Origin of the sequence: Streptomyces sp. WM6386, assembly GCF_000972385.1 — a bacterium.
In the GTDB taxonomy this organism is placed as follows: domain Bacteria; phylum Actinomycetota; class Actinomycetes; order Streptomycetales; family Streptomycetaceae; genus Streptomyces.
Genome location: NZ_JXTE01000042.1, coordinates 1 through 11,852, shown reverse-complemented (window position 1 = coordinate 11,852; position 11,852 = coordinate 1). Strand labels below are relative to the sequence as shown.

Below are 11,852 nucleotides of genomic sequence, written 5' to 3'. Positions count from 1 at the left end.
CCCCTCGGTGGGTCAAGTCCCGTCGGCCGCAAAGGACCCCGCGCTACTCGACTCGCCTCAGCGCGTCCGCCGGGCGCAGCCTGGACGCTCGCCAGCCGCCGAACGCGCCCGCGATCAGGCCGCCCGCCACCGCGAGGCCCACCGCGATCGCCACTGTCGTCATGCTCACCGGGGCCGTGAGGGCCACATCGAGCGTCTTGGCAGCCGTCTGCCTACCGGGGCCGCCGCCGAAGCCACCGCCACCAGGACCGCCGCCCGTACCGCCGCCCAACTGCGCCTGCAGCGTCGGGCTGATGGCCGTCACGACGTACGCGCCCGCCAGGCCCAGCGCGATGCCCAGCGCACCGCCGAGCAGCCCGTTGACCATCGCCTCGCCGACGACCTGCCGGGTCACCCGGCCCGAGCGCCAGCCCAGGGCCTTGAGCGTGCCGAACTCGCGGACCCGGCGGGAGACCGCCGAGGAGGTCAGCAGACCGGCGACGAGGAACGCGGCGATGAGGACCGCGATGGAGAGCCACTTGCCGACGCTGGTGGCGAGGTCGGAGGCGGTGGAGAGGGAGCCGGAGACGGTGTCCGCGAGGTCGGCGGAGGTCGTCACGGTCGTACCCGAGATGTTCTTCTGGATGGTCGACTTGACGGCGTCGATCTGCTGGGAGTCCGTCGCCTTGACGTAGATCGTGGTGACCTTGTTCTTCTGGTCGCTGATCGTCTGCGCCTGCTTGAGCGGGATGTACAGGTTGGCCGCCGCGTCACCGCTGTCCGCGGTCGCGACGCCGATCACCTTGAACTTGACCTTCTTGATGGTGACCGTGGAGCCGACCTTGAGCTCCTTCTCCTTGGCGTACGCCGAGTCGACGACGGCGACCTTTGCGTCGGTCTCCGTCGACTTGAAGGTACGGCCGCTGGTGATCTTGGAGGAGGTCAGCGGGCCGGCGCCGGACTGGGTGACGTCGGTGCCGTAGACGGAGTAGTTGTTGACGTCGAAGTTGGCGCCGCCGCCCCGTACTTCGCCCTGTGGCTGGCCGGTGCCGCCGCCGTTCCCACTCGGGCCGCCCTGCTGGCGGCCGCCGTTGTCGTTCTGCTGGAACTGGCCGCGGGTGAACTGGCCGTCGACCTTGATGACCTGGAGGCTCAGACCGCCGACCGCGTCCGAGACCCCGTTCTGCGAGCCGACCTTGGTGACGGTGGTGGCGGCCAGCGTCTGGAAGCCCTGGGGCATGACGATGTCGCTGCTCTGGTCCGCGTCGGAGTCGCTGTCCTGCGCGTCGAACTCGAAGCGGGGGCGCTGCTGGGCGTTGTCGCCCGACTGTGCCGGGGCGGCCTTGGTGACCGTCATGTCCGTGCCGAGACCGTAGAGCGACTCGAGGACCTTGTCCTGGGCCTTGCCCATGCCGGAGGACACGGAGTTGACCACGATGACCAGCGCGATACCGAGCGCGAGCCCGGAGGCGACGACGAGGGCCGCCTTTCTGCGGCGGCGCAGTTCGCGCCTCAGGTAGGTGAAGAACATGCGCCGCAAGCTAGGTACGGCGCGTGATGACTGGATAAGGCCTATATAAGAGATGCATGAGAAGGCTGTGGTGCGGCCCGGAAACACCGATGCCGCCCCTGGGGGCGGCATCGGAAAGCTGTGAGCTGACCCTGGATCAGGCGGCGGAGCCGGCCTTCCAGTCGGCCCAGCTCAGGTTCCAGCCGTTGAGGCCGTTGTCCGGGGAGACCGTCTTGTCGCCGGTGTTCTGGACGATCACGACGTCGCCGACGATCGAGTTGTTGTAGAACCAGTAGCCCGCGGTGCCCTTGTCGTTGGCGCCCTTGGTGTCCGAGAGGCCGACGCAGCCGTGGCTGGTGTTCACGCTGCCGAAGATGGACTTCGCGCCCCAGTAGTTGCCGTGCACGAAGGTGCCGGAGTTGGTGAGGCGGATGGCGTGCGGCACGTCCTTGATGTCGTACTCGCCCTTGCCGTCGTCGTCGGTGAAGCCCACGGTCGCGCCGTTCATGCGCGTCTCCTTGAACTTCTCGGACATCACCATGATGCCCTCGTACGTCTTGTTCTCCGGGGAGCCGGCCGAGATCGGGATCGTCTTGACCGTCTTGCCGTCCTGCGTGACCTTCATCTGCTTGGTCTTCGCGTCGACGTACGTGACCTGGTTGCGGCCGATCTTGAAGGTGACCGCCTTCTGCTGGACGCCGTAGACACCGTCCGCGCCCTCGACGCCGTCGAGCGCGAGCTTCAGCGTGACGGTGGAGTTCTCGGTCCAGTAGTCGTCGGGGCGGAAGTCGATGCGGTTGGCGTTGAACCAGTGTCCGACGACCTCCTGGCCGCTGGACGAGGAGACGGTGATGCCCTTCTGTACAGCCGACTTGTTGGTGATCGCCTTGTCGAAGTTGATCGACACCGGCATGCCCACGCCGACGGTGGAACCGTCCTCCGGCGTGAAGTTGCCTATGAAGCTGTTGGTCGGGGAGACCGTGGTGAACGACGCGTTCTCGTGGGCCACGCGGCCGTCGGAGTCCTTGGCCTCGGCGGCCAGCTTGTAGGTGGTGGAGCGCTCCAGCTGGGCGCTCGGCTTCCAGCTGGTCTTGTCGGCGGACAGCGCGCCCGCGACCTCGGCGCCGTCGGCGGTCGTCATGGAGACGTCCGTGAGCGTGCCCTTGCTCACGGTGACGGCGGCCGAGTTGTTGATGGAGGCGTTGTCCGAGCCGTCCTTGGGCGTGATCTTGATGTCGGCCTCGGACGTCTTCTTGGCGGCCGCCTCGTCGGCCTTGGCCTGCGAGGTGTCGTTGCTGCTGCCAGAGGCATCGTTGTCGCCGCTGGAACAGGCCGACAGTACGAGCACACCACCGAGCAGTGCGGACGCGACCGTCAGCCCCCTGCGCCGCTTACTGACCGTCATCACACGCTTCTCCATCGTTGCCGAATCCCCAAAACCCCGAGAGTCCCCGTTAATGAATCTCTTCAACGCTACGACCGGTTCGTCCCGTTCCACATTCTTCGAAGGTGTGGGGCACACCACGTCCGCCGTGACGGGTGGTGCGATCTCGGTCCGTGCGCCCCCTGAGACGAGTAAACCCCGGGCGGCGGTTGCCGTCCGGGGTCACGATTTTCCCAAGACTGCTCAGCCGGCCACCGCTGCCGCTTCTTCTTCGTCGTCCTCGGTCACATCATCGTCGTCGAGGTCCCACTCCGGCGAATCCGGGTCGTAGTCGATCTGCTCGCTCGACCAGGAGGCCTGGACGAGTTCGACCCCGGGTACCTCGCTGACCAGGTCGAACGGATCGACGAGATACGCGAGGGCCTCCGCGGTGTCTTCCGTCACAGCGCTCTCGGCGTGGGCCTGCTCGTCGGCCGGCAGCTCGGAATCGCCGGCGATCCGCTCCAACGCGGCCCTCGTCACGGCCTCCTCGTCGCCGACCTCGACGACGAGTTCCACGCGAAGGCGGACAAAACGTGATGTCTCTGAAGTGCTCATGTCCCGGAGAGTACGGCCCTTCGCCCCCGTGACTTTCCCGTGACCCGCCCCTTTCATTAACATCGCCCCACACGGCCAATTCGCCAGCGCCACAAGGGGATCGATATTCCGTGTCACCCGCTCGCCGTTCGTTGCTGACCGCCACCGCCGCGGGCACCCTCCTGGGCGCCCTGTGGTTCGTCCCTTCCGCCAACGCGTCCCAGGACGAACCGGCGAGAACTCAGGTCACGCAGCAGGCCAGGGCCACGACCGCCGAGTCGGCCCAGGACACGCAGGACGGCGCCCGGCTCGCCGACACCGGCAGCTTCGACACCACGCCGTACGTCGTCGGCGGCACGGCCTTCCTCGGGCTCGGTGCCGGTTTCGTCGTCTATTCGGTGCGCCGGGAACGTCTCGGATTTTGAATCGACTTGACGCGCGTTTGACCAAAACCTCATAGTCCGCTCATGAAGAGATCATCGGGGGCGCGCATAGGCGCCACGCTCGCCGTGAGCGCGCTGTCACTCGCCCTCATCACGGGCTGTTCGGACGAGGGTTCGGACGACGCCAAGGAGACGGGGTCGGGTTCCTCCTCGTCGGCCCCGGCCGGGAAGACGTACACCGCGGCCGAACTGAAGAAGCTGATCCTCGCCCAGGGGGATGTGGACGGCTACAAGGTCGCCAAGACCCTCGGGGCTCCGGAGACCAAGGACGAGGTCACGACCTCCGACGAGAAGTGCCGGCCGCTCGCCTTCGCCATGTCGGCCCAGGCGCCCGGCGACGCGGCCGCGGAGGCCAGCGTCCAGGCCACTCAGGAGAAGAACCCCACCGACACCGCCTCCAAGTCCGTGGAGGACCTGGCGGAGGGCGAGTTGGAGGACACCCTCACGGACGCGATGAGCGTCAACGTGACGATCGTCGGCCTCTCGTCCTACGAAGGCGACGGCGCGGCCGAGACCTTCAAGTCCGTCTCGGACGCCGTCAAGAGCTGCTCCGGCGGCTTCACGGTCACCTCGGAAGGTGAGAAGCAGAAGCTCACCAAGATCACCGCGGAGAAGGGCTCGGGCGGCGGCGACGAGTCGATCGCCTTCGCCTCCGAGGGCGAGATGGAGGACTCGGCCGACACGGGCACCGTCCACGCCGAGGTCGTCCGGCACGGCAACACCATCGCCACGTACTACACGATCAACCTCGGCGCGCTGATGACCCAGAAGCCCTACACGGTCGACGCCACCGTCGTCACCGCACAGGCGAAGAAGATCAAGTAAGCACGCCGAAGGGGGCCCTGTCGTGTGACAGGGCCCCCTTCGTACTGCCTACTGAAGCGGACCGGTGACCGTCTCGGCCGCCGCCACCAGCTGCCCGCTCCGCACGAACGCGTCCGCCGCGGCCAGGTCGGGCGCGAGGAACCGGTCCGGGCCCGGACCCTGGACGCCCGCCTTCCGTACGGCCTCGATGACCGCCTGCGACGCCGGCGCCGGGGACAACCCCTCGCGCAGCTCGACGGCGCGCGTGGCGGCGTACAGCTCGACGGCGACGACCCGGGTGAGGTTGTCGACGGCCGTCCGCAGCTTGCGCGCCGCCGACCAGCCCATGGAGACGTGGTCCTCCTGCATCGCGGAGGACGGGATCGAGTCCGCCGACGCCGGCACGGCCAGCCGCTTCATCTCGCTCACCAGCGCGGCCTGCGTGTACTGGGCGATCATCAGCCCCGAGTCGACGCCCGCGTCGTCCGCGAGGAACGGCGGCAGACCGTGGCTGCGGTTCTTGTCGAGCAGCCGGTCGGTACGCCGCTCCGCGATGGACGCGAGGTCGGCGGCGGCGATGGCCAGGAAGTCCAGGACATAGGCGACGGGTGCGCCATGGAAGTTGCCGTTGGACTCGACGCGCCCGTCGGGCAGCACGACGGGGTTGTCGACGGCGGACGCCAGCTCGCGCTCGGCGACCAGCCGCGCATGCGCCATGGTGTCCCGGCCGGCGCCCGCGACCTGCGGGGCGCAGCGCACCGAGTAGGCGTCCTGGACGCGCGGCGCGTCGTCCTGGTGGTGCCCGGTGAGCTGCGAACCCTTCAGCACGGCCAGCATGTTGGCGGCGCTGGCGCCCTGCCCCGGGTGGGGGCGGATGGCGTGCAGTTCGGGGGCGAGGACCTTGTCGGTGCCGAGCAGGCCCTCCATCGACAGGGCGGCCGTGATGTCGGCCGACTTGTAGAGCATGTCGAGGTCGGCGAGGGCCATGACCAGCATGCCGAGCATGCCGTCGGTGCCGTTGAGAAGGGCGAGGCCCTCCTTCTCGCGCAGCTCGACGGGGGCGATGCCGTGCGTGGCGAGCAGCTCACCGGCGGGCCGCAGAACCCCGTCCGGTCCCTCGGCGTCCCCCTCGCCCATGAGCGTGAGGGCGCAGTGGGACAGGGGCGCGAGGTCTCCGGAGCAGCCGAGGGAGCCGTACTCGTGGACGACCGGGGTGATCCCGGCGTTCAGGACGTCGGCCATGGTCTGCGCGACCTCGGGACGGACACCGGTGTGCCCCGAGCAGACGGTCTTCAGCCGCAGGAACATCAGCGCCCGTACGACCTCGCGCTCCACCCGCGGGCCCATGCCGGCGGCGTGCGAGCGCACGATGTTGCGCTGGAGCTGGGCACGGAGCTCGGTGCTGATGTGCCGGGTCGCCAGTGCGCCGAAGCCGGTGCTCACGCCGTAGACGGGGTCGGGCTTGGCGGCCAGCGCCTCCACGATCTCGCGGGCGGCGGCGAGCGCCGTGACCGCCTCGGCGGAGAGCTCGACCCGGGCGCCGTCGCGCGCCACGGCGAGAACGTCGGACGCGGTCACCCCGGACGTCCCCACCACCACAGTGTGCATATCCATATTCAGGAGCGTACGCACTGAAGACGAGGATGTCACGAGTGGGGTCGGGGTTTGCCCCTTACCCGCGCGTACGTCACAGACGCCGCCCCCGGAACCGCCGACGCTCCGCCCGCCCCTCCCCGGAGGGCTCGTCGGCCAGTCGTACGACGGGATCGTCGGGCCCCTCCCGCCCCGCGACGACCGGCTTGGCGGCGTGTTCGGCCTTCGCCTGGTACTGCGCGGCGTCGGCGAGCCGGAACAGTCGGCGGGCCGAACGGACGGGCCCGATGGGATCCTCCGTCGACGCGACACCGCAGGCCACACCGTCCCCCAGCTCCAGCTCGGCGGCCCGGCGGCACAGTTCGTCGGCGGCCTTCACCACCTCGTCGGCACCGGGCCCGACGACGAGCAGACAGAACTCGTCCCCGCCGAGCCGCGCGGCGAGCGCCCCCGGCAGCATGGCGCCACAGAGGGAGAGGACGGACCCGAACCGCTCCAGAAGCCGGTCCCCGACGGCGTGCCCCTGGGTGTCGTTGACCCGCTTGAGCCCGTTCAGATCGCAGACGACGAGACTGACGACGACACCCTCCCGCTTGTGCCGCTCCACCGCTTCGTCAAGGCGTACGTCGACGGCACGACGGTTCGCGAGCCCGGTGAGCGCGTCGGTGAACGCCAGCCGCCTCGCCTCCTCCAGCCGCTCGGTCTGGGCGATCCCGGCGGCGACGACGGAGGCGAGGACGGTGGCGAAGTCGGCGTCGGCGCGATCGAAGACGGGCTGCCCGGCGGGACGGGCGACGTAGAGCTCGCCCCAGGCGCGGCCGTTGAGCACGATGGGCGCGACGACGCAGCAGCCGCGGCCCCTTCTGCGGAGGGCGGCGACTCGCTGGTGGACGTATCCGGGCCGGCGCCCGGCGGCGGGTCCCTCGGCCGTCTCCACCCAGGCGTTGGGCTCGCCGCCCCCGGCCCACCGCTCGTGCAGGAACTCGGTGATCTCGGGGAACTGGTGGACGGGGTACGCCTCGCCGTCGGGGAACTCCTCCTCGTCGGGCGCCCGCTCCCCGACGTTGACGAGGACCCTGAGTCGCCCGAGCTCCCGCTCCCACACGGACAGCGCGGCGAAGCTCCCACCGAGGGCACGGCAGGCACCGGTCGCCGCGGCGCGCCACGCCTCGCGTGAACCATGGGCTGCCGCCATGCCCTGAGCCAACGCGACGACGGCCGCGAGCCGCTTGTCCTCACCCATCACTCCAGGCTAGGGAGGTTTGGGGCGAACAGGGACATTGATGCGCCGAACAGGTGTTGGGGGCGCCGGAAGCGTGGGGGGTGGCTGAGCGGTTCGGCGGAGTGCGGGTGCGTGGGGCTGGTGCGCCGAGAGGTTCGGGGGCGGCTGAGCGGTTCGGCGGAGCGCGGGCCGGTGGGGGCTGGTCGCGCCCGCGCGGCGGAGCCGCAAATCGACACTGCCCCGCGCCCCTCAGGTGCGTGCAGCTGACGTCAGCCGTACGTCGCCGTAGCTGCGGGCAGTCGTGCCGCCTCGGGCGGCTCCCGACGCAAAGAAGGGCGGCACCCCGCCGACGCGGGCGAGCGAGACCCACCCCGCTCAGAGTCTCCACCCCGCTCAACTCACTCCCCCGGCCACTGCGGCGGCCTCTTCTCGTTGAACGCCCGCACTCCCTCCGCCCGGTCCCCCGAGAACGCCACCGACCTCCACGCCGCGTCCTCGACCTCGAGGCCCGCCCTCAGGTCCAGCCCGTGCCCGAGCCGCAACGCCTTCTTCGCGGCTCTCAACCCCACCGGGGAATTCGCGGCGATCCGCGCCCCCAACCCCAGCGCCTCCTCCCGGTCCCGCCCCTCCTCCACCAGCAGATCCACGAGCCCCAGCTCGCGGGCCTCCCCGGCCTCCACCCGCCGCGCAGTGAAGATCAGTTCCGCGGCCCGGGCAGCCCCCACCCGACGCGGCAGCAACTGCGTGCCCCCACCGCCCGGAATCACCCCGACCGAGACCTCCGGCAACCCCACCACCGCCGTACGGTCCGCCACGATCACGTCGCACGACAGGGCCAGCTCGAAGCCGCCGCCCAGGGCGAACCCGTGCACCGCCGCGATCGTCGGCACCGGAAGGTCCAGCACCCCGGTGTACGCACCGCGAGCCAGCGGCCGCTGGCGCACCAGGTCGGCGTCACTGAAGGAGTTCCGTTCCTTCAGGTCCGCCCCGACACAGAACGCCCGCTCGTGCGTCGACGTCAGCACGACCACCCGTACGCCCTTGTCGTCCCCCAGCGCCACGCAGGCCGCCGCCAGCGACCGGGCCATCTCCGTCGACACGGCGTTCATGGCCTTCGGCCGGTCGAGGGTGAGCTCCGCGACGTGCCCGTGCCGCCGCACCAGCACGAACTCCCCGAACCGTTCCTCGCTCATGACACCCTCCGGTTAACGCGGGTTAACAACATCCGTCCCGATCATCGCAGCCCGGCCCCCAGCGCGAAAGGGCAGCCGGTACGGGCGGTTCCCGCATCCCCGCCCGACTCCCCGTTCGAGTGACATCCCGCCCAACTCGGATCCCACCGCCCACAGGAGCGCATAGCGTGCGCTCCGGCGCGGCGCACCGGGGGCGCGAGCGCATGGGGAGGGATCGCGATGACGACGATGACGGACACCGCACCACGGCTGGACGCGGCCTTCGCGCAGGCTCCGCAGATCGCACCGCCCAGCCTCTTCGCGGCCCCCCGTGGCCGGCACCGCCGTCCCCGCCCCCGCAAGATCCTCCTCGCCGCCGGCGGGCTCGCCCTGGCCGCCGGAGCGCTGGGCCTCGTACGACTGGCGTCCGAGCCGGGCCTCGGCGGCGGCCTGGGCACCGGCACCACGGAGGCCGAACCCCGCTTCGAGGACCCGGGCACCGGCACGGACCGGGCGACCAACGCCGCCGCGACCGTAGGTCCGGTACCGAAGGTGAGCCCGTCGGCGACCGCCACGATGGGCGGGCCCGGCGCGACACCGACGGCGGCCGGCACCGTCGTACCGCTCCCGTCCGCGACGACCGCCGCACCGGCGGGCTCCGCGGTCCCCGCGGCCGTCGCCACGACCATCCCCGACGCCCCGAACACGCCGGCACCCGCGACCACACCCCCGGCAGCGGCCCCGAGCAGCTCGGCCCCGCAGCCGGCGCCCGCTCCGACCCCGAGTCAGAGCACGCCGTCGCCGGAACCGCAGCAGCCCGGAGGAGTGTGCGTGCCCGTCATCGGGCTGTGCGTGGGCCCGCTGGGCCGCTGAGCAGCGGTTACACCGGCCCGCCGCCGCGCCGCGTCAGCAGCCACGGCTCCACCACACCCAGCCCACGTACCGGCCGCTGCCACATCGGCTGGAGCGCGAAGCGGTACGTCGGCGGCTCCTCGCCCTCCTTCTCGGCGGTGGCCGCGGCCTCGGCGGCCTCCGCCTCGGAGGCGGGGGCCTCGGTGGTGCGGATCAGCTCCTCGGCGAACGCGGCGTCGACCAGCACGGCGTCCCGGGGAGCTATCGAGGTCAGCCGGGAGGCGAGGTTCACCGTCGTCCCGAAGACATCGCCCATACGAGTGGTCACCGTGCCGAAGGCGATGCCGACGCGCAGCTCCGGCATGGTCTCGTCGTTCGCCATCGTCTCGATGAGCCGCAGCGCGATCTCGGCGGCGACGCCCGCGTCGTCGGCGGCGTACAGCACCTCGTCGCCGAGGGTCTTGATGAGCCGGCCGCCGTGCGCGGCGACCAGGTCGGCGGCGGTGGTCTCGAAGGCCTCGACGAGCTCGCCGAGTTCCTCCTCCTCCATACGACGGGTCAGCCGCGTGAACCCGACGAGGTCGGCGAACCCGACCGCGAGCCGCCGGTCCACCATCTCCTCGTCGTCGGCGGCCTGCACGACCCGGCCCGCCGAGGCGGCGAGCTGGCGCCGCCAGACATAGACGAGGAACTCCTCCAGCTCGGGCAGGAGCAGCTCGATGATCGGATACGTCACCTCGGTACGGGTCATCCCCGGCTCGGGCGGCTCGGTCAGGCCCTCCAGGAAGGAGTCGATCTGCCACTCCGCGAGCCGGGCGGTGGTCTGCCCGGTGGACCTGGCCACCTGCACGGCCATCGCCTCGCTCAGCAGCCCCGCCTCGACCAGACCGGCGAGGCGCCGCAGCGCGAGGACATCCGCTTCCGTGAACGCCTTGGCCTGACCGACGTCCGCGAAGCCCATCGCCCGCCAGAAACGGGTGGCCAGCTCCATCGAGACACCGGCGGTACGGGCCGCCTGGAAGGGCGTGTAGCGCCGCTCGGCGCCGAGGATCAGCGCCTCCAGACGCACGGCGAGCGGGTGCGGGTCCCCTCCGGGGGTGGCGTCGTTCGTGTCCGCGCCGGAACCCGTGTCGTCGACGGTCACGCCTGCTGCCCTTCCGATCTGCCGCGGTCAGGTATCGACCGGCCTTTACTTTACGTCAGGTGTGCCGTAGCTCACTCCCGTGGAGCCGAGAGAAGGGGTGGCTTGTGTCGCCGGTCGCGTGCGGGCCGGTGGGGGCTGGTCACGCAGGTCGCAAGTGGACGATGTCTCCCGCCCCCACCGGTTCCTGTACCCCCTCCTCCGTCGCGATCACCAGACGGCCGTCGCCGTCCACCGCCACCGCCTCGCCAGTGATCGAACGATCACCCGGGAGCTCGGCCCGCACCACTCGCCCCAGCGTCGCGCAGTCCGCCGCGTACGTCTCCTGCAAACCACTCGCCGCCGGGTCTCCCCCTGCCTCGCGCCAGCGGCCGTACCACTCCTCAAGCGACCGCAGCACGGCCCGCAGCAGCGGGTCACGGTCCGTGGTGATCGCCCCGGCCAGCAGCAGCGAACCCGCCTGCGGCACCGGAAGCTCCTCCTCACGCAACGTGACATTGATGCCGACACCGACGACGACCCCGTCCTCCCCGGCCCGCTCCGCGAGGATCCCGCCGACCTTGCGTTCCTCGCCGCCGATGGAAACCAGCAGGTCGTTGGGCCACTTGAGTGCCGTGTCGATGCCCGCGGCCCGCGACAGCCCGGTCGCGACAGCCACGCCCGTCAGCAACGGCAGCCAGCCCCAGCGCGCCACCGGCACCTCGGCCGGCTTCAGCAGAACGGAGAAGAAGAGCCCGGAGCGCGCCGGTGCCGTCCACTGCCGGTCCAGCCGCCCCCGCCCCGCCGTCTGCTCCTCGGCGACGAGAACCGCGCCCTCCTCGGCCTCCCCCTTCACGGCGAGGCCCACCAGGTCGTTGTTGGTGGACCCGGTGCGCTGCACGACGTCCACATCGCAGTACAGCCCCCCGTCCCGCACCAGCCCTCGCCGCAGCGCGGCCCCGTTGAGCGGCGGACGATCGAGGTCGGACCAACGGCTGTCGTCTGAAGCATCTCTCGGCGTCATGCAAGCCACCCTAGGTTTGAATCCTCCCCTGCTGGAACAGGAGGGGATCCCTGGCTCAGGCAGCCGCCCGGGGCGGCGCCCCGGTTGGTCTTACGCCCGCGGCACCAGCCGGGTCGAGACCAGCCCGGACGAGCATCACGCCGTCATGCTGTCACCCCCTGCCCCCTGCCCCC

At 70.9% G+C, this 11,852-nt stretch carries 11 protein-coding genes; 3 read left to right on the top strand and 8 right to left on the bottom strand.

Annotation, left to right across the window (positions count from 1 at the left end; all coding sequences use genetic code 11):
* Positions 1-43 precede the first annotated feature (43 nt).
* The 3 genes from TN53_RS24575 to TN53_RS24565 all read right to left on the bottom strand — a co-directional run bounded on the left by TN53_RS24575 (position 44) and on the right by TN53_RS24565 (position 3,470).
* Positions 44-1,510, bottom strand: a complete 1,467-nt coding sequence (locus TN53_RS24575) for an ABC transporter permease (RefSeq protein ID WP_046260799.1) — start codon at positions 1,508-1,510, stop codon at positions 44-46.
* A 136-nt stretch (positions 1,511-1,646) separates the two neighbouring features.
* Entirely contained in the window at positions 1,647-2,909 is a 1,263-nt protein-coding gene (locus TN53_RS24570; RefSeq protein ID WP_046260798.1) for a L,D-transpeptidase, read from the bottom strand.
* A 207-nt stretch (positions 2,910-3,116) separates the two neighbouring features.
* Positions 3,117-3,470: a hypothetical protein gene (locus TN53_RS24565; RefSeq protein ID WP_046260797.1), complete on the bottom strand. Its 354-nt coding sequence runs from the start codon at positions 3,468-3,470 to the stop codon at positions 3,117-3,119.
* 110 nt (positions 3,471-3,580) lie between these two features.
* On the opposite strand from TN53_RS24565, the gene TN53_RS24560 reads away from it, so the two are divergent.
* Both TN53_RS24560 and TN53_RS24555 read left to right on the top strand, forming a co-directional pair.
* Positions 3,581-3,874: an LPXTG cell wall anchor domain-containing protein gene (locus TN53_RS24560; protein ID WP_234441694.1), complete on the top strand. Its 294-nt coding sequence runs from the start codon at positions 3,581-3,583 to the stop codon at positions 3,872-3,874.
* Positions 3,875-3,916: 42 nt separating this feature from the next.
* Complete coding sequence (locus tag TN53_RS24555) at positions 3,917-4,717, top strand: hypothetical protein (RefSeq protein ID WP_046260795.1); 801 nt, start codon at positions 3,917-3,919, stop codon at positions 4,715-4,717.
* A gap of 48 nt (positions 4,718-4,765) precedes the next feature.
* Here TN53_RS24555 and hutH read toward each other — a convergent pair whose 3' ends face one another.
* The 3 genes from hutH to TN53_RS24540 form a co-directional block, all read right to left on the bottom strand.
* Positions 4,766-6,304 carry a histidine ammonia-lyase gene (hutH, locus tag TN53_RS24550; RefSeq protein WP_046260794.1) on the bottom strand — a complete coding sequence of 513 codons (1,539 nt, stop codon included), beginning with the start codon at positions 6,302-6,304 and terminating at the stop codon, positions 4,766-4,768.
* Positions 6,305-6,383: 79 nt separating this feature from the next.
* Entirely contained in the window at positions 6,384-7,532 is a 1,149-nt protein-coding gene (locus tag TN53_RS24545) for a sensor domain-containing diguanylate cyclase (protein ID WP_046260793.1), read from the bottom strand.
* A 377-nt stretch (positions 7,533-7,909) separates the two neighbouring features.
* On the bottom strand, positions 7,910-8,704 hold the full coding sequence (locus TN53_RS24540) for an enoyl-CoA hydratase/isomerase family protein (RefSeq protein ID WP_046260792.1): 795 nt from the start codon (positions 8,702-8,704) through the stop codon (positions 7,910-7,912).
* A 219-nt stretch (positions 8,705-8,923) separates the two neighbouring features.
* On the opposite strand from TN53_RS24540, the gene TN53_RS24535 reads away from it, so the two are divergent.
* Positions 8,924-9,556: a hypothetical protein gene (locus TN53_RS24535; protein WP_234441693.1), complete on the top strand. Its 633-nt coding sequence runs from the start codon at positions 8,924-8,926 to the stop codon at positions 9,554-9,556.
* Between the two features lie 7 nt (positions 9,557-9,563).
* On the opposite strand, the gene TN53_RS24530 is transcribed toward TN53_RS24535, so the two are convergent.
* Entirely contained in the window at positions 9,564-10,679 is a 1,116-nt protein-coding gene (locus tag TN53_RS24530) for an adenylate/guanylate cyclase domain-containing protein (RefSeq protein WP_046260791.1), read from the bottom strand.
* A gap of 139 nt (positions 10,680-10,818) precedes the next feature.
* Positions 10,819-11,679 carry a biotin--[acetyl-CoA-carboxylase] ligase gene (locus TN53_RS24525; protein WP_046260790.1) on the bottom strand — a complete coding sequence of 287 codons (861 nt, stop codon included), beginning with the start codon at positions 11,677-11,679 and terminating at the stop codon, positions 10,819-10,821.
* Positions 11,680-11,852 lie beyond the last annotated feature (173 nt).

Excerpts from the sequence above, each read along its gene's own strand:
- TN53_RS24545 (WP_046260793.1), bottom strand. The coding sequence starts at position 7,532 with ATGGGTGAGGACAAGCGGCTCGCGGCCGTCGTCGCGTTGGCTCAGGGC.
- TN53_RS24575 (WP_046260799.1), bottom strand. The coding sequence starts at position 1,510 with ATGTTCTTCACCTACCTGAGGCGCGAACTGCGCCGCCGCAGAAAGGCG.
- TN53_RS24565 (WP_046260797.1), bottom strand. The coding sequence starts at position 3,470 with ATGAGCACTTCAGAGACATCACGTTTTGTCCGCCTTCGCGTGGAACTC.
- TN53_RS24535 (WP_234441693.1), top strand. The coding sequence starts at position 8,924 with ATGACGACGATGACGGACACCGCACCACGGCTGGACGCGGCCTTCGCG.
- TN53_RS24555 (WP_046260795.1), top strand. The coding sequence starts at position 3,917 with ATGAAGAGATCATCGGGGGCGCGCATAGGCGCCACGCTCGCCGTGAGC.
- TN53_RS24540 (WP_046260792.1), bottom strand. The coding sequence starts at position 8,704 with ATGAGCGAGGAACGGTTCGGGGAGTTCGTGCTGGTGCGGCGGCACGGG.
- TN53_RS24570 (WP_046260798.1), bottom strand. The coding sequence starts at position 2,909 with ATGGAGAAGCGTGTGATGACGGTCAGTAAGCGGCGCAGGGGGCTGACG.
- TN53_RS24525 (WP_046260790.1), bottom strand. The coding sequence starts at position 11,679 with ATGACGCCGAGAGATGCTTCAGACGACAGCCGTTGGTCCGACCTCGAT.
- hutH (WP_046260794.1), bottom strand. The coding sequence starts at position 6,304 with ATGCACACTGTGGTGGTGGGGACGTCCGGGGTGACCGCGTCCGACGTT.